This window comes from Kitasatospora sp. NPDC018058, assembly GCF_044327205.1.
Taxonomy (GTDB): domain Bacteria; phylum Actinomycetota; class Actinomycetes; order Streptomycetales; family Streptomycetaceae; genus Kitasatospora.
In genome coordinates this window covers 18,784-41,498 of sequence record NZ_JBIRFA010000046.1, presented here as the reverse complement: position 1 = coordinate 41,498, position 22,715 = coordinate 18,784, and the positions used below count along the sequence as shown (strand labels likewise).

General features: G+C 72.2%; 16 protein-coding genes. All 16 read right to left on the bottom strand.

Features of this window, described 5'->3' with window-relative positions:
* Window positions 1–2: 2 nt before the first annotated feature.
* The 16 genes from ACH4E7_RS37995 to ACH4E7_RS37920 all read right to left on the bottom strand — a co-directional run bounded on the left by ACH4E7_RS37995 (window position 3) and on the right by ACH4E7_RS37920 (window position 22,235).
* On the bottom strand, window positions 3–1,286 hold the full coding sequence (locus tag ACH4E7_RS37995) for a DUF4910 domain-containing protein (protein ID WP_396253759.1): 1,284 nt from the start codon (window positions 1,284–1,286) through the stop codon (window positions 3–5).
* Window positions 1,274–2,299 (bottom strand): NAD-dependent epimerase/dehydratase family protein, encoded by a 1,026-nt coding sequence (locus ACH4E7_RS37990; protein ID WP_396253758.1) that lies wholly within the window; start codon window positions 2,297–2,299, stop codon window positions 1,274–1,276. Before ACH4E7_RS37990 ends, ACH4E7_RS37995 begins: the two co-directional genes overlap by 13 nt.
* 3 nt (window positions 2,300–2,302) lie before the next feature.
* Window positions 2,303–2,965, bottom strand: a complete 663-nt coding sequence (locus ACH4E7_RS37985) for a PIG-L deacetylase family protein (protein ID WP_396253757.1) — start codon at window positions 2,963–2,965, stop codon at window positions 2,303–2,305.
* On the bottom strand, window positions 2,962–3,780 hold the full coding sequence (locus tag ACH4E7_RS37980; protein ID WP_396253756.1) for a glucose-1-phosphate cytidylyltransferase: 819 nt from the start codon (window positions 3,778–3,780) through the stop codon (window positions 2,962–2,964). The genes ACH4E7_RS37985 and ACH4E7_RS37980 overlap by 4 nt, the downstream gene beginning before the upstream one ends.
* Complete coding sequence (locus ACH4E7_RS37975; protein WP_396253755.1) at window positions 3,777–5,012, bottom strand: class I SAM-dependent methyltransferase; 1,236 nt, start codon at window positions 5,010–5,012, stop codon at window positions 3,777–3,779. Before ACH4E7_RS37975 ends, ACH4E7_RS37980 begins: the two co-directional genes overlap by 4 nt.
* Complete coding sequence (locus ACH4E7_RS37970; protein WP_396253776.1) at window positions 5,009–6,283, bottom strand: glycosyltransferase; 1,275 nt, start codon at window positions 6,281–6,283, stop codon at window positions 5,009–5,011. The genes ACH4E7_RS37975 and ACH4E7_RS37970 overlap by 4 nt, the downstream gene beginning before the upstream one ends.
* 2 nt (window positions 6,284–6,285) lie before the next feature.
* Window positions 6,286–7,590: an O-antigen ligase domain-containing protein gene (locus tag ACH4E7_RS37965; RefSeq protein ID WP_396253775.1), complete on the bottom strand. Its 1,305-nt coding sequence runs from the start codon at window positions 7,588–7,590 to the stop codon at window positions 6,286–6,288.
* Between the two features lies 1 nt (window position 7,591).
* Complete coding sequence (locus ACH4E7_RS37960) at window positions 7,592–9,121, bottom strand: right-handed parallel beta-helix repeat-containing protein (RefSeq protein WP_396253754.1); 1,530 nt, start codon at window positions 9,119–9,121, stop codon at window positions 7,592–7,594.
* An 8-nt stretch (window positions 9,122–9,129) separates the two neighbouring features.
* Window positions 9,130–11,088, bottom strand: coding sequence for an alginate lyase family protein (locus tag ACH4E7_RS37955; protein ID WP_396253753.1), 1,959 nt, complete (start codon window positions 11,086–11,088; stop codon window positions 9,130–9,132).
* Entirely contained in the window at window positions 11,085–13,286 is a 2,202-nt protein-coding gene (locus tag ACH4E7_RS37950) for a bi-domain-containing oxidoreductase (protein ID WP_396253752.1), read from the bottom strand. Before ACH4E7_RS37950 ends, ACH4E7_RS37955 begins: the two co-directional genes overlap by 4 nt.
* Before the next feature lie 36 nt (window positions 13,287–13,322).
* A complete protein-coding gene (gene asnB / locus ACH4E7_RS37945) occupies window positions 13,323–15,257 on the bottom strand; it encodes an asparagine synthase (glutamine-hydrolyzing) (RefSeq protein ID WP_396253751.1) in 1,935 nt (644 codons plus the stop codon).
* Window positions 15,258–15,260: 3 nt separating this feature from the next.
* The gene (locus ACH4E7_RS37940; RefSeq protein WP_396253750.1) at window positions 15,261–16,790 is read right to left on the bottom strand and encodes a Wzz/FepE/Etk N-terminal domain-containing protein; all 1,530 of its coding nucleotides are present in this window, start codon (window positions 16,788–16,790) and stop codon (window positions 15,261–15,263) included.
* Window positions 16,787–18,151, bottom strand: a complete 1,365-nt coding sequence (locus ACH4E7_RS37935) for a Wzz/FepE/Etk N-terminal domain-containing protein (protein WP_396253749.1) — start codon at window positions 18,149–18,151, stop codon at window positions 16,787–16,789. The genes ACH4E7_RS37940 and ACH4E7_RS37935 overlap by 4 nt, the downstream gene beginning before the upstream one ends.
* Window positions 18,148–19,401 (bottom strand): glycosyltransferase family 4 protein, encoded by a 1,254-nt coding sequence (locus ACH4E7_RS37930; RefSeq protein WP_396253748.1) that lies wholly within the window; start codon window positions 19,399–19,401, stop codon window positions 18,148–18,150. Before ACH4E7_RS37930 ends, ACH4E7_RS37935 begins: the two co-directional genes overlap by 4 nt.
* A 16-nt stretch (window positions 19,402–19,417) precedes the next feature.
* On the bottom strand, window positions 19,418–20,734 hold the full coding sequence (locus ACH4E7_RS37925) for a nucleotide sugar dehydrogenase (RefSeq protein ID WP_396253747.1): 1,317 nt from the start codon (window positions 20,732–20,734) through the stop codon (window positions 19,418–19,420).
* Between the two features lie 73 nt (window positions 20,735–20,807).
* Window positions 20,808–22,235, bottom strand: a complete 1,428-nt coding sequence (locus tag ACH4E7_RS37920) for a sugar transferase (protein ID WP_396253774.1) — start codon at window positions 22,233–22,235, stop codon at window positions 20,808–20,810.
* Window positions 22,236–22,715 lie beyond the last annotated feature (480 nt).

The window sequence follows — 22,715 nt, the reverse complement described above, 5'->3', positions numbered from 1 at the left end:
CGTCATGCCTTGATCAGCCCGGCGCCCTCGAGGGCGCCGGCCGCGACGGCGACCGTGTCGAACGGCAGCCCGGAGCGCTCGGCGACGTCCAGCAGGCTGTGCTCGCCGTCGGACATGCTGAGCACCCAGAGCATGGCCATCTGGGCCTGCTTGGCGTCGCTGCGGCCGCCGAGCGAGTCGTACAACCCGCGTCGGCCCAGCTGTGGTTCGCCGTACGGGCTGAGGTTGAGGTACCGCCGGTTGCGGTCGAGGACGGCGAACGCCTCGCGGCAGACGGCGAGGGTGTCCGCCATCGCCTCCGGGGAGATGAAGTCCAGGTCGTCCGCCGAGGTGTGGTACTCGGGGTACCCGGCGTACGGGGTCCGAGTGAGCGAGCCGACGCCGAGATCGAACCCAGGAGAGCAGAACTGTCGCTCGTCGTAGCCGTACGGAGTGAACTCGGTGACCCGGTGCGGGCGTTCGGAGGCACGCAGGACGTGCCGCAGCACCCGGTCGATCTCCTCGTCGCCGCGCCTGCTCTGCTTGTACGTCAGCCGGCCCGGGTCGCCGGCGCAGGCCAGCACCAGCCCGTGCTTGACCCGCCCCACCCGCTCCGCGTTGCGGGCCAGCCAGGTGATCGCCCCGATGGTGCCCGGGGCGAAGATGAACCGGTAGGTGTACCAGGGCGTGCGCTGCGCCAGCTCCCGGGCCAGGAACGTCGCCACCGCGATGCCCGCCAGGTTGTCGTTGGCCAGCGACGGGTGGCAGACGTGGCAGGAGACGATCACCTCGTCGGCGACCTGCCCGGGGACGACGTGCTCGGCGTAGGTGAGGTGGCCGTCGGCGAGCGTGGAGTCGATGCGCACCTCGTAGTCGCCGTCCGGCAGGGCGTCCAGGGTCTCCTGGGCCAGGCAGAACCCCCATTCCGGCGTGTAGTAGCTGGTGCGGTACGGCACCCAGGTCGGGTGGTCCGGCAGGGTGTGCAGGTGTGCGCGCAGTTCGCTCAGCGGCATGGTCGCCGCGACCGGCACGCTGTAGCCGAGCACGTGCAGGCTGGACGCGGCGAAGTCGACGACCCGCTTCCCGGCGGCGTCGGCGATGTACGCGTCCCGGATGTTCCACTCCTGCGGCACCGTCCAGTCGAGCACCTGCGTGCCGGTCGGCACTTCGTGCACCTGGAGCGGGAGGTACTCGCCGACGATGTCCAGGGTGGCGCGCACGCCGTCGCCGGTGATGCTCCGGCAGAGCGGGTACATCCGCTCCACCAGTGCGTGCATCTCCTCGCCGACGGTGGTCACCGGCGCCACCGCAGGGTCTCGTCGACGGTGCCGGCCTCAAAGGCCTGGCGCAGCACGGCCAGCCGGGTGAAGCTGCGCTCGAAGCTCTCCCGGGTGAGGCCGAACTTCCGGTAGGCGTCGGCGAGTTCGAGCGCGCCCTGCTTCACCGTCCACTCGCAGTCGAAGCCGGGCAGCGCGGCGCGGAACCGGGAGAAGTCCACCCGGTACGACCGCGGATCGGCGCCGTTCTCCCCGGTGATCCGCACCTTCGCGCCGGCCACCGCCTCGGCGACCTGCTCGGCGATCTCGGCGACCGTGACGTTGTTGACCTCGCTGCCGATGTTGAACGCCCGGTCGTGCACCGCCTCCCGCGGCGCGACCAGCGCGGCCGCGAAGGCCCGGGCGATGTCGGCGGCGTGCACCAGCGGGCGCCAGGGGGTGCCGTCGGAGAGCACCCGCACCTCGCCGGACAGCAGCGCGTGGCCCACCAGGTTGTTCAGCACGATGTCGGCGCGCAGCCGGGGCGAGTAGCCGAAGGCGGTGGCGTTGCGCATGTACACCGGGCTGAAGTCGCCGTCCGCCAGCGCGTGCAGGTCGTCCTCCACCCGCACCTTGGACTCCGCGTACGGCGTCACCGGGCGCAGCGGGGCGTCCTCGGTCACCAGGTCGTCGCCGCCGGCGGCGCCGTAGACGGAGCAGGTCGAGGCGTACAGGAAACGCCGCACGCCGGCGTCGCGGGCCAGCTCGGCCAGCCTTACGGAGGCGTGGTGGTTGATGTCGTAGGTGAGGTCCGGCGCCAGCGAGCCCAGCGGGTCGTTGGAGAGCGCGGCCAGGTGGATCACGGCGTCCACCCCGGCCACGTGCTCGGCCGTGATGTCGCGCAGGTCCACCCGCGGCCCCGGCGGGTCCGCGGGTGTCGGGCCGAGGACGCGGTCGGCGAACAGGCCGGCGTCCAGCCCGACGACCTCGTGCCCGGCGGCGGCGAGGACCGGGGCCATCACGGTGCCCAGGTAGCCCTGGTGTCCGGTCAGCAGTACGCGCATGGTTCATCCCCCCAGATTGAGAGTGCCCAGATTGAGAGTGACTTTGGTGGCGGCGAACGCCTCCGCGTAGCGCGCGTGGCATTCGATGCCGCGGATCCGCGCCAGCCCGAGGAAGGCCTCCCGGTCGTACCAGGGCCGGTGCCGCTGCGAGGGGTAGTGCTCCTGCAACAGCCGCACCTTCTGTTCGGCGACCTCCGGAGCCAGCGGCTGGTACGCCACCGGGCGGCCCAGGTCGGCGTCCCACTTGACGATCTCGTAGCCGAGCACCAGGTGGTCGCGGAACGCGGTGGTCACCAGCCTCGCCAGGCCGCGGTGGTCCTGGTGCGCGTCCTCGGTCCGCGGCGCGAGGACCAGGTCGGGCTCGGTCCGCCCGCGCAGTTCCTCGACCGCGGCCTTGGCCTCGTCCCAGTGCGCGGGCAGCCGCCCGTCCGGCAGCTTGAGGACGGTCAGGCGCAGGTCGGCGCCCGGGCAGAAGGCGGCGAGCGCGGCCTGCTCCTCCTGCTCCCGCTCGCTGCCGCCGCCGGAGAGCACCAGCGCGTCGACACGGACACCCGGCCGCGCGAGGCACACCGTCAGCAGCGTGCCGCCGGCGCCGATGGCGATGTCGTCGCAGTGCGCCCCCACCGCGACGATCCGGTCCAGGCCGCCCACCCCGAGCCGGATCACGCGCTCCTCACCCCGCCGCCGGTCGCGCCGGCCCCGGCGCCGGCCCGTTCCCACACGGCCCACGGGCGCTCGCCCCGGGCGTAGGCGGCGTCGAGCGCGGCCCGTTCCTTCACGGTGTCGGTCGGCTTCCAGAAGCCGCGGTGCTGGTGTGCCACCAGCCGGCCCTGCTTGGCCAGCCCCGCACATCCGTCGGCGACCAGGTCCCCGTTCTCCGGGATGTGGTCGAAGACCTCCTGGCGGAGCACGAAGTAGCCGCCGTTCTCCCACAGCGGCATGTCGCTCACCGCGGTGATGCCCCCCACCAGGTTGTCCTCGCCCAACTCCACGCAGTGGAAGGAGGACTGCGGCGGTACCACCATCATCGACGCCCCGGCGTCGCGCCGGGAGAACCGCTCGATCATCTCCGGCAGCGGGGCGTCGGTGAGCACGTCGGCGTAGTTGGCGAGGAACATCTCGTCGCCGTCGAGGTGGTGGCGCACCCGGCGCAGCCGCTCGCCGATCGGCGACTCGATGCCGGTCTGCGCGAACGTGATCGTCCAGGAGGAGATGTCGGTGGACAACAGCTCGGTCTGCCCGTTGCGCAGGATGAAGTCGTTGGACGTCGTCTCCTCGTAGTTGAGGAAGAAGTCCTTGATGTGCCGGGCCCCGTACCCGAGGCACAGGATGAACTCCGTGTGCCCGAAGTACGCGTAGTAGCGCATGACGTGCCAGATCAGCGGCCGCGGGCCGACCATCGCCATCGGCTTGGGCACGTCGTCGGAGGCTCCGCTGCGCATGCGCAGCCCGTAACCGCCGCAGAACAGGACGACCTTCACGGCTTCACCTCGACGACGGTCAGTTCCGGGATGGGGAAGACCAACCGGCCGCCCCACTCGTGCACGAAGGACAGCTGCTCGACCAGCTCTGCCCGCAGGTTCCACGGGAGGACGAGGACGTAGTCCGGCTTGTCGGTGCCGATCTGCTCGGGCGGCAGGATCGGGATGCGGGTGCCCGGGGTGAACCTGCCGTGCTTGTAGGGGTTCCGGTCGACCGTGTACGGGAGCAGGTCGGGCCGGATGCCGCAGTGGTTGAGCAGGGTGTTGCCCTTGCCCGGGGCGCCGTAGCCGACGACCGTCTCGCCGCGCTCGGCCGCGTCGATGAGGAACCGCAGGAGGTCCCGGCGCACCTTGGCCACCCGAGCGGAGAACTCGGTGTACCCGGACAGCTCCTGAAGCCCGGCGGCCTTCTCCCGGTCCAGCACGTCGGCCACCCGCCGGCTCGGTTCGCCGGCCGCCTCGGTCGGCCGGGCCCACAGCCGGATGGAGCCGCCGTGTGTGGGCAGCAACTCGACGTCCACGAGCGTGAGTCCGCCGCTCGCCAGCGCCCGGATCGCGGACGCGACCGTGTAGTACTGGAAGTGCTCGTGGTAGATCGTGTCGTACTGGTTCTCCTCGATCAGGGTCAGCAGGTGCTGCACCTCGATGGAGACCCAGCCGTCGTCGGACACCAGGGCGCGCAGCCCCCGGGTGAACCCGACCACGTCGGGGATGTGCGCGTACACGTTGTTGGCCACGACCAGGTCCGCCGGGCCGTGCTCGGCGCGGACGGCCGAGCCGGCGGCCGGGTCCAGGAACGCCGTGAACGTGGGCACACCCGCGTTCCGCGCCGCGGCGCCGACGTTCACCGACGGTTCGATGCCGAGGCAGCGGATCCCCCGGTCCACCACGTGCCTGAGCAGGTACCCGTCGTTGCTCGCGACCTCGACCACGAAGTCGTCGGGGCCGAGACCCAGCCGCTCCACGGCATCGGCGACGAACGTGCGTGCGTGCTCCACCCAGGAGGTCGAGTAGGAGGAGAAGTACGCGTACTGCGTGAACGTCTCCTCCGGCGTGATCAGCGGAGGGATCTGCGCGAGCCAGCAGTCGGTGCAGACCCGCAGGTGCAGCGGGTACGCCGGTTCCGGCTGGTCCAGTTGGTCCGCGGCGAGAAAGCTCTCACACGGCGGGGTCGCCCCCAGATCGACGACGCTCCCCATCGCCGCCGAGCCGCAGAGTCGGCATCGTGTCATCTATTGCCCCCATTCCTGCTCGCGCGGGTGCCCCGCCGCGAGCCAGCGTTTCCGTTCCCTACCGGCGGCGCGCCGTCCGCGCCGTCGGACCGCCCCGCGATCGCGGTGCGGTACCCCTCCACCAGGCGCTCCAGCCCGACGGCCGGGCTGAACCCCTGCTCGTAACGGCGCCGGGCCGCCCGGCCCATCTCCTGGTTGCGGTCCGGCTCGGCCGTGATCCGGCGTAGGCAGGACGCGAGCGAGGCCGCCTCGCCCGGCTGGTGCAGCAGCCCGGTCACGCCGTCCTCGACGAGTTCGACGAAGGCGCCGTGACCGGCGGCGACGGTCGGGACCCCCGCCGCCATCGCCTCCACGACCACCAGGCCGAACGCCTCCAGCCACGTCGAGGGAGCCACCACGGCGACCGACCGTGCGACGGCCTGTCGGCACTGGTCCGGGTCGTACAGGCCGACGTACCGCACGTCGTCCCGGCCCGCCGCCCAGGCGGTCACCTCTCGCTCCAGCGGCCCCGCGCCGGCGACCACGAGCGGCACGCCCACACCGCCGTCCGCGGCGATCTCGTCCCACGCGGCCATGAGCAGCCGCACGCCCTTGGCCTCCGCGAGTCGGCCGAGATAGAGCAGATGCTCGCCGGCGCCCGTTCGGCAGGCGCCCGGGTCCGGCACGAAGTTGTGCTTCACCGCCAGCCGCTCGGCCGGCATGCCGGCCCGCGCCAGGACGTCGCGCTGCGCCGCGGAGATGCAGAAGAACCGCTCCACGCCGGTCCACCACCGCCGCCGGTTGATCGACAGGCTGACCGCGAGCGGCACCGTCGCCAGTCGGGAGTTCCGGTAGCAGCCGTGCCGGACGGCGGGCAGCGGTGACACCCCGACGCACTCGGTGCACGGCCGGCCGTCCCGCTGCAGCGTGCCCGGCGGGCAGACCTGGGTGTAGTTGTGCAGCGTGGCGACGGCGGGCACGTCGGCGTCGGCGCAGGCGGACAGCACCGCGGGCGACAGGAGGGGGAAGACGTTGTGGACGTGCACCACGTCCGGCCGCTCGGCGCGGAGCCGGGCGGCGAGCTCCGCGCGGACCGCCGGGTTCCACGGCACCAGCAGCGGCACCGCGACCTTGCCCGGCAGGGACCGGACGGCGATGTCGTCGCTGCGCCGCTCGAACACCTCGACCCGGTGGCCGGCCTCGCGCAGCAGCCCCACCTCCTGGTCGACGACCTTGTTCTCCCCGCTCGGCTGCGCCGAGGCGTAGCGGTTGTGCACCACGAGGATGTGCATGCTCACGTTCCCTCCGATCTCTGGGCCCGTTGCGGTAGGCGTCGTCGAGGGACTTCGGGCGCCGGGAGAGGAGCGGCCGCGGCGGGTGCCGCCAGCAGCGAGGCGGCCACGGTCAGGTGCAGCAGGTACGGCGAGGCGTCGCCCAGCCCGGCCTCGGTGTACGACGCGATCGCGCAGTAGCTGATCAGGAAGATCGCGCAGGCCCTCGACAGCGACGGCGGCCTCAGCAACGCGACGCCGCCCAGCACGATGAAGATCGCCGCCACGATGGCGACGCCGGTCAGACCCTGTTCGTTGTAGACGGCCAGCCAGCTGTTGTCGATCGGCAGCCCGCCGAACGACTTGTCGCCCAGGCCCATGCCGAACAGTTGCTCCATGGTCGTCCGGGGCGCTGCCAGCAGGGCGTCCCAGACCTTGGCCCGACCGGTGAGGTTGGAGAAGTTCTCCTGGCTCTGTCCGCGCAGGAACCACGCCTGGAGCAGCGAACTCAAGCCCACCGCGGCCACGGTGGCGCACACCACCGCCCAGGCGAAGAACCGTCGGGCGGCGGCGCTGGTCAGGATGAGCGAGCCGATCGCCAACGCCAAGCCCATGATCAGACCGAGCGTGGCCGTCCGGGTGTGGGTCAACGCGAGCAGGACGAGTGACGGCACGATGACCACCGCCGCGCCGGCCCCGGTGGTCCGACGATCCAGCAGGAGCAGCACGGTGAGCCCGATGATCACCGCGGCGTACTGTCCGATCTGTGGCGGGGTGAGCGGCCACAACGCGCCGACCAACCGCCCGCCGTAGAGCTCGGGCATGGCCGCGCCCGGTGAGACGACCAGGCCGGCGGCCACCGTCGCGAGCACCGCGAAGTACATCCGGATGTGGTACCGGACGAACGTCTGGCCGCCGTCCCACCAGCGGCTGAGCAGCCACAGCGTGCCGACGAAGAGCGCCAGCCGGGCGCAGCGGAACAGCGCGCCGAACCCGGACTCCAGGTGCGCGCTGGAGATCACGCTCAGCACCAGCAGCAGGGTGAGCAGGAGCAGGAAGGCGCTGGCTCGGATGCGCAGCCGGAGATTGAGGGCGAGCGCCAGCGCGAACGCGGAGACCAGCGCGCCCATGGTGGCCATCTGGATGAGGGAGCGGGGCAGCGGGATGATGGTCTGCGCCCCGGCGGAGCCGAGCGTGTTGAGGATCAGCAGCCCCCAGACCAGCTCGACGGTCTTCGGTGTGCCGACGGGGCGCGGTTCGGCGCCGGGCCGCGTGCCCGCGGTGTCCGTTCCGCCCCGCAGCCCGTCGTACGTCAGGTCCCGGCCCATCTCAACCACCGGCCCGTGGTTGGAAGGTGCTGCCCGCGTCCTGCTGGTACGGCGCGCCCCGCCACTGCCCGAAGTCGAGCATCCGGCTCGGGTCGTGGGCGACGAAGCTCCATGGTCCGAGGTAGGCGTTGTCGTGCCAGCGGTTCTGCTGCTTGCCGGTGATCGCCTCAGCCACCGGTTCGCCCTTGTACGGCGACCAGTCCGGATAGGTGCCGTAGTTGGCCAGCACCGCCATCAGGCCGCACTTCACCGTGCACCCGACGACGGACGGGTCCAGCACGAAGCGGTTGTCGTGGATGTCCACCCGCTGGGTCTTCCACCGGCAGTCGGCGTAGAGCGGTGGGGTGGCGATCGTCGGCTGGGCGCAGCGGCCGGTGTTCTTCACCAGCAAGGTGCAGTCACCCGACGAGGTGTTGGCCGGGCTGTTGCAGAACCGGTCGGCGTTCTCCCACAGGGTGATCCCGGACCAGTTGTCCTCCAGTACGTTCCGGTCGATCTCGATCTTGTCCGTGCGGGCCGGGATCCGTGGTTCGCCGCCGGACTCGGACAGGTAGATGGTCGGATAGGGGAAGTTGTCGCCGCGGTCGGCGGATTTGCGGCCCTCGACCCAGTTGTTCCGCCGGATCGTGTTGTTCCGGATGACCGCGTTGTAGCTGGTCTCGTAGATCAGCGCGGCACCGTCGTTGGCCTCCAGCACGTTGTCCTCGATGCGGAAGTCGTTGTTGTTGGTGTCCGCCCACAACCCGGCTCCGCGGTTGTCGTGCACCCAGTTGCCGCGGACGTCGGCGCCGTTGACGGCCCAGAACTTGACGCCTCCGGTGCAGCCGCAGCCCTGCTGCCGCCGCTCCCACTCGTCGGTGTCGTTGGCCACGATCTCGTTGCCCTCGACCACCAGATCGCTGACGGGGGCACCGGTCTTGTACGCGTTCATGCCGTACTGCCCGTTGCCGCGCAGGCAGTTGGCGCGGACCCGCTGGTGGGCACCGGCCATCAGCCCGGCGCCGGAGTTGTTCTGGATCGTCGCGTGCTCGATCACCCACCCGTCGGCCGAGTCATGGTTGACCACGCCCTCGTTCTGCGGCGCGATGAAACCCTGCACGGTCAGGTAGCGGATGGTGACGGTGCCGGCGGTACCGCCGAACGCGTACTCGTTGGTCTTCCCCCCGTCGAGCACCGCGCCCGGCGCGCCGAGGTAGCTGTCCCCCTCCTTGGGGATGATCTGGGCGTACCGGTCCGATTCGAGCCTGTGCGTCCCCGGTTGGAGCCAGAACGTGGTGTTCGGGGGGCTGCTCTTGGTCTTCACGGCCAGGTCACCGACCACCGCGGGGTCGACCGTCACCGCGCCCGCCGGCGCGCTCGCCGGCCCGGCCGCGGGGTTGGCGCACACCTGGGCCACGGCCACGGACCTCGACGGCGTGGCGGTCGGCTGCGCCGGGGCGTCCGGCGTGCTCGTGCAGCCGGTCGCCATCAGCAGGGCCAGCGTCAGCGGCGCCGCCGCCGACGCCCCCCGGAGCCGCCTCTTGATCCCCACCCGCCCCCCTAGCCGCGGAACCTGAGTACGGTGGTGAACCCCTGCGCGCCGTCGGCGACGCCGGTGCCGACCAGCGTGGTGGCGGGTTCCTTGCGTCCGAAACCGGCGGAGTACCAGCCCAGCGGCGGGTCGGTCTCGCCGCGATGCGCCCGCCAGGACAGCTGCTCGGGCAGGTCGAGTACCGCGGAGCGGTCCTCGCCGTCCCGGGTCCAGGTCAGCACCGCCCGGTTCCCCGTCAGGTCCGCGACGATCGCCGGGCCGAGGTGGAACGCCAGGCGCACGGCCCGGCGCGGGCCGCGCACCTCGTCGACCACCCGCAGCTCCCGGCTCGCGGTGGTCAGCTCCACCCGGCGGCGGTGCACCGAGGGCCGGTAGCCGTCGTGCTCGGCGCACCAGCGGGCCACCTTCTCGTCGGAGGTGTCCGCGACCAGGACTCGGCTGCGGGCGTGCTTGACCCACAGGAACGGGCCGCCGGAGACGGACTGGTCGGCACCGTCCAGCTCCAGGGTGTTGTGGCCCAGGGTCGACCGGAAGTACCGGCGCCACTCGGGCTGCCCGTGGTAGCAGAACGTCCCCGGGTCCGCGAGCACGTCGACCCCGTCGTGCCGGACCTCCACGGACAGCGCGTCCGCGTGGGCGTGCGCGGCGATGGACAGGAACCCGTGCGGACCGCCGTCGCAGCGGCACCAGATCTCCTCCCCGCCGCGCAGGACGGTCATCCCCGCGTCCGGGAAGTGGACCGGCCGGCTCGCCGGGCGGGTCACGGCCGGTGAGCCTCCGCTCTTCCCGTACGGCCGCAGGAGCGCGGCCAGCAGCGGGGTGCGCACATCGTTGCCGGTCACCTCCGGCCACCAGGCGAGGCGGCCGAACACGGCGTCCCCGGTGGCCAGCAGCGAAGCCCAGCGGTCGGTGCCCGCGCCGTCCACGATCAGCCCGTGCCCGTCGTCCGCGTCCCCCTGGCGCGGCGGCCGCAGCCGGTTGTCCACGACGGCCGCGAGCGCGTCGGTCATCCGCAGCAGGACCAGCCGGACGGTCGCGGGGACCGGCACGGCGGCGGCGTCCGCCTCGGCCACCGCGGCCAGGCCGAGTTCCAGGACGAGTCCGTGGTACTCGGTGGCCAGCTCGCGGTTGAGGCCGGAGGGGAAGGTGTTGCCGCGCAGGTGCCGCTCCAGCGACCGCAGCGCGTCGGAGCGCCAGCGCTCCGAGGAGGGGAACCAGCCGAACGCGCAGGCCGCGGCGAACTGCCCGGCCGCCTCGGCGATGACGTGGTTGTTCGCCGAGGACCCCCGGCTGGGGAAGCCGGCCAGCCAGCGCTGGTGGTGCCAGATCTGGTTCAGCGCCACCGGGTTGCCCTCGAACAGGGCGGCCGCGCCCTGCCAGCCGTCGAGCAGTCGGCGGATCCACACCCAGGACAGCAGCCGGACGCCCAGCTCGATGCCGCTGATCCAGTGCACGCCGCGCAGCGGCGGGTTGGCCTCCCACCACGACCGCAGGTGCTCGGCCACGCGCTCGGCGTACCGCTCGTTCCCGGTGATCGCGTAGGCGGCGGCGAGCACGGTCAGGTACTGGTGCCGGGACGGCTCCCAGATCTGCTTGATGTCCCCGACCGCGTCCTCGTCGCGGTACGGCACGTCGAAGGCGTAACCGGACGGCGCCCTGCGCCCGGTCTTCGGGTCGCGCCACCAGTCCGGGGCGGCCAGGTCGTCGCGGTCCACCCCGAAGAACTCGGCGTGCCCGTCCATCAACCGGTCCGCCTCGGCGACGAGGCGCTTCGCGGCGTCCGGCGGCACCGCGTTGATCGCGCCGGCGGGCAGGACGGCGGTGAACCGGGCGCCGGTCGCCTTCGGGCAGTCCGGCGGCGCGGACCGCCACCGCCTCCTGCGCACCGCGTCGCCGATCCGGCCGCCGACCTCCTGCGGTCCCATCCGGGACAGCCGCCGCAGGTACCATCCCGGGCTCATGGTCATCGCGACCTCGCCAAGGACACCGGCGCGCCGCCGACCAGGGCGTTCTGCACGGCGAGGGTGGCCGCCGTCGTGGCGACCAGCGACTCCAGCGGCACCGGCATCGGCCCGCCGGTGCGCACGGCCTTGATGAACGAGGCCAGTTCGGCGGACTGGCCCTTGTCCCGGGACTTGGGCAGCCGCGAGCTGACCCACCGCTTACGGCCGTACACCGAGGCGCGGACGAAGTCGTCGAGCTTGAGCACCTTGCCGTCCGCGACGAGGTCCAGCGTCTCCTTGGGGAAGCCGGGCGCGCCGGTGGTGACGTAGCTGAGGGTGGCCGTGGAGCCGTCCGGGTAGCGCAGCACGACCTGCAAGTCCTCGTTGCCGGACGGGGCGACGGCGTACACCGAGACCGGGTCGGCCCCCAGCAGCCAGCTCGCCGTGTCGATGAAGTGGCCGCCCTCGCCGGCGAACCGCGAGCCCTCCGTGCCCTGCTGGAGGTACCAGCTGCCGTGCTGCAGCCGGCCCGCGTTGACCAGGTAGCGCAGGCTCGCCGGACCGCTCCGGGCGCCGAACCGGTTCCTGGCCTCCTGCAGCAGCGGCGCGAAGCGGCGGTTGAAGCCCACCTGCAACCGGTCGTTGCCGGACTCCTCCACCGCCGCGAGCACGCCGGCCAGTTCGTCCTCGGTGAGGGCCAGGGGCTTCTCCACGAACACCGTCTTGCCGGCGAGCAGCGCCTTCCGGGTCAGGTCGGCGTGCGAGCTGTGCCGGGTGACCACGAACACGGCGTCGATGGACGTGTCCCCGAGCACGGCGTCGAGATCGGTGGTCGCCTGGGCGAAGCCGAACTTCCGCTGCGCGTTGGCCGCGGACAGCGCCGTCGTGGTGACGACCGTGGACAGCGCGACGCCCTCGCGCTGGGCCAGGTGCGGCAGCAGCATCGACGTCGCGTAGTTGCCCGCGCCGACGAACGCGAGGCGCACCGGAGCCCCTGCGGATCGGGCGGGCGCGGGCCGGGCCGGGGTGGTCGCCTCGGCACCGCGTCGCACCGCGGGCACCGCCACCGCCGGGGCCTGGGCCTGCCCTTCCCCCGCGGCTTCGGGGTACCGGAACAGCACGGCCACGGCCTTGAGGTCGCCGTCCTTGAGGCTCCGGTACGTCTCGACGGCGTCGTCGAAGTCGGCGATGTGGGAGATCAAGGGCTCCACGTCGACGCGGCCGCGGGCGAGGAGGTCGAGGAAGCACGCCAGGTTGCGGCGCTCCGTCCACCGCACGTAGCCGATCGGGTAGTCCCGCCCCTCCAGCTCGTACTCCGGGTCGTAGCGCCCGGGGCCGTACGAGCGGGAGAACCGGACGTCGAGCTCCTTCTCGTAGTACGCGTTCCACGGCAGGTCCAGGCGGCACTTGCCGATGTCGACGACCCGGCCGCGGTCCCGGCTCAAGTGGGCGGCCAGCTCCACGGGCTGGTTGCTGCCGCCGCCGGCGGCCAGGTACACCTGGTCCACGCCGTGACCGCCGGTCAGCTCGGCGACGGCGGTCTCCACGGCCGCGGACGCGGGATCGCCGCAGGCCACGGCGCCCAGGCGCTCGGCGAGTTCGCAGCGCACCGGGTCGGGATCGGCCCCGACGACGTGCACCCCCGAGGCGGCGAGGAGCTGCACCACCAGCTGCCCGATCAGCCCGAGGCCGATGACCAGCGCCACCTCGCCGAGTTGCGGTTCGCCCTGGCGGACGCCCTGCAAGGCGATCGACCCGACGGTGCCGAAGGCGGCGTGCTGCGGTGCGAGGCCGTCCGGCACCTGGGCGTAGAGGTTCCTGGGCACCCAGTTCAACTCGGCGTGCAGCGCGTGCTCGTTGCCGGCGCAGGCCACCAGGTCGCCGACCTTCACATCGTCGATCCCGGCGCCGACCTGCTCGACCACCCCGCACAGCGAATAGCCCAGCGGCGTGTAGGAGTCCAGCTTGCCCATCACCTTGCGGTAGGTGGCGGGCAGCCCGTTGGTGGCCACGCTCTGCATGACCTTGGCCACCTGGTCCGGACGCGAGCGGGCCTTGCCCACCATCGACATGCCGGCCTCGGACACCTTCATCATCTCGGTCCCGGTGGAGATCAGCGAGAAGGCGCTGCGGACCAGCACCCCGCCCGGCTTGCACCCCGGCACCGGCACGTCGAGCACCGACAGCTCGCCGCTCTTGTAGTTCTGCACAACCTGTTTCACCGGAAGTCCCCTTGCTTCTCAGCCGTCAAGTGAGCCCTACGCCGTCAAGAAAGTGCTGTGGCCGGAGCCGGAGGTCGCGCCGCGGTACCAGTACTCGAGGGTCAGCACGTGCCACAGGTGCTTGGAGAAGTCCCGCTGCCCGGCGGCGTCCTCGGCGACGAGCCGCGCCAGTGCGTCGCGGCGCAGGAACCCGGACCGGACGAGCACGCCGTCGTTGATCACCTCGCGCACCAGCGGGGCCAGATCCCGGCTCATCCAGGCGCGCAGCGGGGCGCTGAACAGCCCCTTGGGCCGGTACACGATCTCCCGGGGCAGGATCGAGGTGGCCGCCTCCTTGAGGACGGCCTTGCCCTGGCGTCCGACGATCTTGCGATCGCCGGGCACGGTGAACGCCGCCTTCACGACCTCGACGTCCACGTACGGCACCCGCACCTCGGTCGACGCGGCCATGCTGGAGCGGTCCGTGTACGCGAGGTTCAGGCCCGGCAGGAACATCCGGGCGTCGCCCAGGCACATCCGGTTGACGAAGTCGTCGAGGTCGTTGTCCTCGTAGACGTCCGCGTGCTCGGTCAGCACGTCCTCGACCGTCCCGGCCAAGTCCGGATTGATCAGGGCGAGCAGTTCCTCCTGGTCGTACATGGTGTAGCTGCGCCGGAACGCCGTCTCCTCCGGCAGATCGGCGAAGGAGAGGAACCGCTTCGCGAACCGCACCGACCGCAGCCCCCGGTTGGCTGTGGCGACCGGCAGCCGGTCCACGGCCGCGGACAGGCCGCGCCGTAGGGGCCGCGGGATGCGCTGGTAGCGCAGCGCGAGCTGGTTGGCCAGGTGCTTGCGGTAGCCGGCGAACAGCTCGTCGGCCCCCATCCCCGAGAGCATCACCTTGACCCCGGCCTCCCGGGCGGCCGAGCAGATCAGGAAGGTGTTGATCGCGGCCGGGTCGCCGATCGGCTCGTCCAGGTGGTACGTCATCTGCGGCAGCAGCTCGAGCACGTCCGGAGCGATCTCGATCTCGTGCAGGTCGACGCCGAACCGCTCGGCCACCTGCCGGGCGTAGCGGAGGTCGTCCGGCATCGCCTCGAACCTGGCGTCCTCGGCACGGAACCCGATCGTGTAGGCGGAGATCCCGGGGTGGTCGCGGGCCGCCAGCGCGGTCAGGTAGCTGGAGTCCAGCCCGCCGGAGAGGAAGGTCGCCACGGGGACGTCGGAGAGCAGGTGACGCCTCGTCGACTCCTCGACGATGGCGGCGAGGTCCGGCAGTTCGCCGGCCCGCGCCCGCTCCCGGCCCTCGGCCGCGACGTCCCGCAGGTGCCAGAACCGGCCGCGCTCCACCCGGCCGTCGGGCCGGCACCGCAGCCAGCTCCCCGGCGGCAGCTTCTCCGCCTCGCGGAACGCGCACCGTGAGTCCGGCACCCAGTAGTACAGCAGTGAGGCGACCAGCGCCGCATGGTCCACCTCCAGCGACCCGCCGGTGGCGGCGGCCAGCGCCTTGAGCTCGGAGGCGAACACCAGGCCCTCCCCGCGCCGGACCAGGAAGAGCGGCTTGATGCCGAGTTGGTCGCGGGCGAGCACCAGGTCACCGGTGCGCTCGTCGAAGATCCCGAACGCGAACATGCCGCGCAGCCGGGGCAGGCAGTCCGTGCCCCAGCGCCGCCAGGCCTCCAGCAGCACCTCGGTGTCGGAGGTGCCCCGGAAGCGCACCCCGGCGGCCGCCAGTTCGGCACGCAGCTCGGGCGCGTTGTACAGCTCGCCGTTGTACGTCAGCACGAGGCCGTCCGAGACCATCGGCTGGGCGCCGGTCTCGGACAGGTCGACGATGGCCAGCCGGCGGTGCCCCAGGTGCACGTCGCCGTCGCCGACGGGGTGGCTGTACCGGCCCGCCCCGTCCGGACCGCGGTGGGCGAGGGTGTCGGTGAGCAGGTCGGTCACGGCCTTGCCGTCCGGCCATCGGTACGTGCCTGCGATGCCACACATGTCCTACCTCGCCTCCTGGTCGCTGTCCGGGACCCGTACGGTCCACATCGGTCGTCGCTCCGTCCACCGCCGGCCCGTCCGGTTCCGCCGGGCCGGCCGCTCGTTCCGGCCGCGCCGCGCGGTGTGCGGCCCGCCCCACAGCGTGCCGTCGGTCCGGTCACGCGGATCGGGGTCGATCAGCACCACACCGATCACCGGGATGCGCTGGTCCGCGAGTTGCCGTGCCACGGTGTGCAGCCATGCGGCACTGCCGTGCCCGGCACGCACGACGAGCACGGTCCGGGTGCCGAGGTACCGGAGGTCGGTCCACGCCGTGCCGGGCGCCACCGAGCCGACGCCGAGTCGGCGCTCCTGACCCGGCACGGCCGCGGCACGCTCGCCGCGGACCACGGTCGGGTCCCCCGGCTGCGGGCGGCGCTTGGCGAGCTGCGGGCCGGGCAGACCGTCGACGACGACCACCGGCCCCTCCGCCGCCAGTTCCCCGGCGAGGTCCAGGGCGATCGCGCTCGTACTGCTTGCACAGCCCAGTTCCAGCAGCGACACCGCTTCCGCGGAGCCGCGCACGGAGCGGGCCAGGGTCGCGGTGAGCCTGGCCCGTGCCGCCCTGGTCCGTCCGCGCTGCCACCGCCCGACCGACCGGCGGGGCACGCGGCGCAGCTCCGCGATGACCGAGGCGCCGAGGTTCGCCGCGATCTCCCGGCGCAGCACGGGGCGGTCCGCCACCACCGCGCCGACCGCGGCCACCGCGAGCCCGAGGACGAGCCCGAGGACGAGCCCGATCGCGGCGTCGGTGGCGGCGGTCTTCGGCAGGGACTGCCGCACCGCGCGCGGGGCGTCCACGATCTGGGTGCCGGCGACGAGCCGGGGCGTGCCGACGCGCGCCTCCGCGGCGCGCTGGCCGAAGAGGGTGATCCGCGAGGTGAGTTCGGCCCGGCTGGCGTAGAGCGAATCCAGGTTCGCCGCCGCCTTCGGCCCGCTCTGCTGCGATGCGTCCCCGATCTCCTGGTTGACCTTGGCGAGTTCGTCCCCCATCCGGTCGCGCTGGTCGAGCAGGGCCTTGGCCTCGGCGTCCGCGGCTTCCTGGATCCGCCTCACGTGGTCCGTGACGAACGCGTCGGCCAGCGCCTTGACCCGGGCCTGCGCCTCCGCGTCGCTGTGACCCGTCACGGTGATCTCCAGCAGGTTGTTGGTCAAGCCGATCCCTCCGTAGTCCCGCATGAAGTCCTCCGGTTTCTCCGAGGACCCGAGGGACTGCAAAGCCTTGGCGGCGATCCCCGTGGTCTGCAGCAGAGCGGCGTCGGTACGGATCAGCGTTCCGGGGTCGTTCGGCTGGTCCGCCTGATGCGCGACCAGCACCTTGGCCGTCGCGGTCGGCGGCGGCGGCCGCAGCACCGCCAGCGCCGCGCCGACCAGCAGCCCGAGCAGCGCCAGGGAACACCAGAGGCGGCGCCGCCTGCGCACCGCGACCACCAGCGCCTGCAGGTCGAGCAGTGGAGTGGCGGCCGACGACTCCGGCGTCGTACTCGTCGTCACCCCGAACCTCTCCCCGCCTCGTCGCCGACCGCGAGCACCGGCGTGGCGCCGTCCGGACGACGGTCGCCGGACCGCGTCGCACGGGCCCGGACCGTGTCGGCGACGACGATGCCGACGACCTCGTGCTCGGCGTCCGCACACGCCCCGGCGATGCCGGCCAGCTCCCCCGCCGTCCAGCTGCCCGCGCTGAGCACGACCAGGGCACCGGACTCCTCGTCGCGGTCCGGCACCAGCGGCCGGGACACCGGCACCCCCACCACCCGCAGCAGCGGATCGCTCCCGGCCTCGGCGACGAGCTGGTCGGCGGCCCGGCGGGCCGACTCGTCGCCGTCCGGGACGACGACCAACAACCTCCGGGGGCCCGGAAGTCGGTCCCGGAGGCGGGCGCACACCCGCCGGTAGCGGAGCTGCCGGCCGGCCTCGTCGCCGGAGGCGTGCGGGGTCGGCAGGTCCCACCGGACGTCGGTGCCCAGCAGCCGGCGGATCCGGGCCCGCGGGCCACGGCCTTCCGGCCGCTGCGCGGACCGTTCACCGGCTACGTCGACGGTGCCGAGGAGCGCCGAGCCCAGCGCCGCGGCGATCTCCGGTTCGGTGCGCAGTCGGCGACTCATCCGCGCGGCGGTGAGATGGCCGATGACGGCGAGCAGGAAGAACAACAGCGCCCCGGCGGCGATGAGTTGTGTCCTCGTCGGCGGTGCCTCGCCGGACGGCCGGGGTGACGACCCCATGACGACCATGTTGGCCTTGTTGGCGGCCGGGTCGACCTGGTCCAGCTTCTTGATGGCGTCCTGCAGCGTGGTGCGCAGCTTCTCCAGCTCGGTACGGGTCTGCACGCTCTCCACGGTCTGGCCCGGATCGGCCGCAGCGGCCAGGTCGGAGATGCGGCGGCCGGCCTGCAGCACCAGCTGCCGCAGTGCCTCGGGCTGCGCCGCTTCGGGGTCGGCGCTGTCGCCCGCGATCCGCGAGGCGAACGCGACGAACTGCTGGGCCACCTGATCGGAGAGTTGCTGGGCGTGCTCCGGGGTGTCGGCCGTACCCGAGATCTTGATGATGTTCCCGTCCGCGGCCGTGGCGCTCACCCGGTCCCGCAGCTCGCTGCCGCTGACCCCGGTCCAGCCGAGCGTGGCGGCCGCGCGGTCGACCACCACCGAACTGGTCGCGATCTCCGCCTGGGTCAGCAGCTCGCGGTCCTGCCACACTCCCGGCAGCAGGACCGATGCCGACGTCGTGTAGCGCGGCGGAAACAGCAGGGAGGCGCCGTAGCCGACGAGCGCCCCCACCACGGTGAGGACGGCGAGGAGCCGCCAGCGCCGACGGAGGATCCGGCCGACCGTGACCAGGCGTATCGTTTCGTCGCTCAACGGCGAGGCCTTCTCCCTGCCCGGTCCGGGTCGCCCGCCGACACCGGAGCCCGGCCACGGCAGGCGGCGGCGTAGGCGTCGAGCAGCGATCGCTGGGAGTTCCGCCAGGAGAGCGGCCCGCTGATCCGCTCCTGGCCGAGCTTGCCCATCCAGGCCCGCTTCTCCGGATCGTCCAGCAGCAGCGCGATGAGCCTGGCGAACTCGGCCTCGTCGTTGGCGGGCGCGTAGACGGCGGCGTCCCCGGCGGAGACCCGCGCCTCCCGGAGGTCGAACGAGACGATCGGCCGGCCCATGACCATGTACTCCAGGACCTTGTTCATGGTCGACACGTCGTTGAGCGGATTGCGCGGGTCGGGGGAAAGGCACACGTCCGCGGTGGACAGGTAGCGCACCAGCTCGGCGTCCGGAACGCGCCCGGTGAACTGCACCTGCTCCGAGAGCCCGAGCTGCCGGGACAGCTCCTTCATCGCGTCGAAGGTGTCGCCGGCGCCGACGAACACCGCGTGCCAGTCGGTCCGCCCGAGCTCGTCGCGCAGCTTCGCCAGGGCCCGCAAGGCGTAGTCGACGCCGTCCTGCGGGCCCATCACGCCGAGGTAGCACAGCAGATGGGGCTTGCCGCGCTTCAGCTCCGGCTCGGGCGGTACCGGCTGGAACCGGTCGGTGTCGGGCGCGCTGCGCACCACGAAGACGTCCTCCGGCCGCCGACCGCCGCGGCGCAGCGCGACGTCCCGGTAGCTCTCGTTCGTGGCGAGCACGATGTCCGCGGCCCGGTAGGTCAGCCGTTCCAGCGCGCACACGGCGCGGTAGAGCAGGTCCTCACCGCGGTCGAACCGGGAGAGGTACAGCTCGGGCACCAGGTCGTGCTGGTCGAACACGAACCGCGCGCCGCGCCGCTTCATCATCAGGGCCGGCAGGAACAGCAGGTCGGGCGGGTTGCAGGCGTGGACCACGTGGACCGGGCCGACCTTGCGGGCCAGCCGGGCCGTGTGCCACAACGCCGATCCGTACTCCCGCAGGTAGCCGGCCGGCCCTCCGGTGGCCGCGCGCAACGGGTAGCGGTGGATCCGCACCCCGTCGATCTCCGCTTCCGGCTCCGTGTCCCGCTTGTTGCCCTGGGGGCAGATGACGTGGACCTCCCAGCCCGCGTCGCGCAGCGTCGTGCACTCCTGCCACACCCGCCGGTCGAACGGCACCGACAGGTTCTCCACCAGGATCAGCGCGCGACGGGCTCGCCCGCCACGGCTGGCCATGTCATTGAACGACGTGTCACCAAGCAAGGCCCATGTACCCCGGTTCGGTCCGGCGCGTCTCGGCGTCGGGAAGGCGGATGAGGTCGATGATCACCGGGCCGTCACCGTGGGGCAGCGCCGCCAGGACGTCCGGCTCCCTGGTCCCGACCACGCAGACCTCGGCGTGGTCGAGCACCTCGTCGACGGACTCCGCGAGCAGCTGCGCGAGGTGCGGCAGCCGGGTCTCGATGTACTCGCGGTTCGCGCCGAGCAGCCGGGAGAGGCTCACGTTGGGGTCGTAGATCCGCAGGTCGTAGCCCTTGCCGAAGAGCCGCTCCGCCAGCTCGACGAGCGGGCTCTCGCGGAGGTCGTCGGTGCCGGGTTTGAAGGACAGGCCGAACAGGCCCACCCGGCGCTTGCCGGTGCGCTCGACCAGCTCCACCGCGCGCTGCAGGTGGTCGGAGTTGGAGGGCAGCACGTGGGAGAGGATGGGCACCGAGACGTCGGCCCGCCGCGCCGCGTGGACCAGGCTGCGCAGGTCCTTGGGCAGGCAGGAGCCGCCGAAGGCGAAGCCGGGACGCAGGTAGGCGGGGCTGACGTTCAGCTTGCGGTCGGCCAGGAACACGTCCATCACCTGGTGCGAGTCCACCCCGAGCGCCTGGCACACCGCGCCCAGCTCGTTCGCGAAGCCGATCTTGAGGCCGTGGAACGCGTTGTCCGCGTACTTGATCGCCTCGGCCACCGGGACGGGCACCCGGAACACCTCGCCGGGCAGTCCCTCGTACAGCGCCGCGACGACGTCGCCGCTCGCCGGGTCGAGCTCGCCGATGACGGTCTTCGGCGGGTCGAAGAAGTCCCGCACGCTGGTGCCCTCGCGCAGGAACTCCGGGTTGACCGCGACCCCGACGTCCACCCCGGCCGTGCCGCCGAGGTGCTTCTCCAGGATCGGCACCAGCAGGTCGAGGCAGGTGCCGGGGAGCATGGTGCTGCGGAACACGACGGTGTGCCGCCCGCCCCGCTCGGCCACCGCGGCACCGATCTGCTCGGTGACCCGCTCCAGGTACGTGGTGCACAGGCTGCCGTTGGGTTCCGACGGCGTGCCCACGCAGACCAGCGACACCTCGCTGCCCATGATCGCCTCGCGGACGTCGCCGGTGGCGCGCAACGCTCCGGACCGCACGACCTCGGCGATGAGCTCGCCGATCCGCTCCTCGACCACCGGGGCCTTGCCGTCGTTGACCAGGTCGACCTTCACCGGGTTCACGTCCACCCCGATGACCTCGTGACCCAGGCTCGCCAGGCACGCGGCCGACACGCAACCCACGTAGCCGAGCCCTAAGACGCTGATCCTCATGACCCGTTCCTCCCCTCGGGCAGGCCCTTGTGGCCGGCCGTCCGCGCGTCGATCGAACGACGCCCCCCACGCATCAGTAGGCCCCCTGCCCCTGAAGCACCGCACGCAGCGTCTTCCACAGAATCACCGTGTCCAGGGCGAGCGACCAGTCCTCCACGTACCGCAGGTCCAGCCGCACCGCCTCCTCCCACGGCAGGTCACTGCGTCCGCTGATCTGCCACAGGCCGGTGAGCCCGGGCTTGACGAGCAGCCGCCGCCGGATGTCCGGGCCGTACGCAGCGGACTCCTCCGGCAACGGAGGCCGCGGACCGACGAGCGACATCGAGCCGGTGAGCACGTTGAGAAGCTGCGGGAGCTCGTCGATCGAGTACCGGCGCAGCACTCCTCCCACCCGGGTCACCCGCGGATCCCGGCGGAGCTTGAAGAGCAGGCCGGCGCCCTCGTTGCGGTCGGCCAGCTCGGCACGTGCCCGGTCGGCCCCGGCGACCATGGTGCGAAACTTGATCAGGGTGAACTCGCGGCCGTCCTTGCCGACCCGGTGCTGTCGATAGAACACCCCACCCCGGCTGTCCACCAGCACGAGCATCCCGACGAACACCATCAGCGGCGCGAACAGGACCAGCAGGACCGCGGCGCCCAGCCGATCGACGACCTCTTTGACCGCACGACGGCCCCCGGTGAAGGTCGGCATGCTGACCCGCAGCATCGGGATCCCGAGCACCGCATCGACGTGCAGCCGCGGGCCGGCCACCTCCATCAGCACGGGGGCCACGACCATCTCGGCGTCGCCGCCTTCGAGGTTCCAGGCCAGCCGCTGCAGCCGGTCCGGTGTCCAGTACGGGTCCGGTGTGACCGCGACGACACGGTAGCCGTCGCGGCGGACGTGGTTGGCGACGTCCGTCAGTCGGCCGACGACCGGCACTCCGTCCAGTCGGTCACCGCCCAGCCCGAGACTGTACGGCGTACACACCGCCTCCACCCGCCAGCCGAGGTGCGGGAACTTACGGGTTCGGGTGATCAGGTCGCGCACGGTGGCCGGGCTCCCGGCAGCGAGCACCGGGCGCAGGCACCGTCCCTCCTTGCGCTGTTTGTGCAGCCAGAGGCGCAGCAGATACCGCTCGGTCATGGTGATGAGCGTGATCGCCGGGATCGCGACGAAGATCCAGAGCTTGATGTTGTGCGAGGTGAGGGCGATCCCGCCGAGCGCCAGTACGACGGCCGCCGTGAACAGCGAGCGTCCGAGCCGGCGGAATTCCTCGGCGCCCTGGCCGAGCACGGCCGGAGCCCACGACCGGGTCATCGCAAGCGCTCCCAGCACCAGCAGCTCGGTGCCGAAGGCGAGAATTCCCCATTTCTCGTGCCAGTTGGCCGCGTCCCGAACCCCGAAGAAGCCGCCTATCGCCGCTACCACGAAGGCGGTGGCCACGGTATCGCTGATGATCACAGTACGGCGGTACTGCTGCTCCCAGTCGATCCCGGGCCGGCTGATTTTCCCGTTCATCGGGCGCCCCCGCGCCGATAGCAACGGGCTGACTAATTCTCCCTCCCCCTGCTCGACAGCCCCTTCCAGGTCACCAGTGGGTTCGACGTGTTCGCTCCACACGGTTCCTCCCCCCGGGAGGCCCGCAGCCTCCCGCACCTGTTCCTCCCCTTGGGAGGCCCCGCCTCCCGTGCCGCGCTGTTCCTATCTCCGGGAGGCCCCGCCCCCCGTGCATGGCAAACCGGCTACTGCAGCGCTACGCGAACATCCCGCCCAACCGCCGGCAGACTCGCACGTCCTGCCGGAGTCCCGAGGTGCGCGGGAAACCGTCGACGGTCGCTCTCCACACTCAAAGCCCCCACCGGGCGCCAAGAATTGATCGCCCCACGCCCGCCGCGGTGGACACGACTACTGACTGTCCGCAGCGCCGGACCTGTAGATCATTTTCGTCGCCTCGCGTCCGACCGTGCGAAGCGAAAATCAATGTAGAGCATCGGGGCC

Bases quoted from the DNA above. Each gene is read 5' to 3' on its own strand.
- ACH4E7_RS37990 (WP_396253758.1), bottom strand. From the start codon at position 2,299: ATGCGCGTACTGCTGACCGGACACCAGGGCTACCTGGGCACCGTGATG.
- ACH4E7_RS37975 (WP_396253755.1), bottom strand. From the start codon at position 5,012: ATGACACGATGCCGACTCTGCGGCTCGGCGGCGATGGGGAGCGTCGTC.
- ACH4E7_RS37970 (WP_396253776.1), bottom strand. From the start codon at position 6,283: ATGCACATCCTCGTGGTGCACAACCGCTACGCCTCGGCGCAGCCGAGC.
- ACH4E7_RS37965 (WP_396253775.1), bottom strand. From the start codon at position 7,590: ATGGGCCGGGACCTGACGTACGACGGGCTGCGGGGCGGAACGGACACC.
- ACH4E7_RS37955 (WP_396253753.1), bottom strand. From the start codon at position 11,088: ATGACCATGAGCCCGGGATGGTACCTGCGGCGGCTGTCCCGGATGGGA.
- asnB (WP_396253751.1), bottom strand. From the start codon at position 15,257: ATGTGTGGCATCGCAGGCACGTACCGATGGCCGGACGGCAAGGCCGTG.
- ACH4E7_RS37930 (WP_396253748.1), bottom strand. From the start codon at position 19,401: ATGGCCAGCCGTGGCGGGCGAGCCCGTCGCGCGCTGATCCTGGTGGAG.
- ACH4E7_RS37925 (WP_396253747.1), bottom strand. From the start codon at position 20,734: ATGAGGATCAGCGTCTTAGGGCTCGGCTACGTGGGTTGCGTGTCGGCC.
- ACH4E7_RS37920 (WP_396253774.1), bottom strand. From the start codon at position 22,235: ATGAACGGGAAAATCAGCCGGCCCGGGATCGACTGGGAGCAGCAGTAC.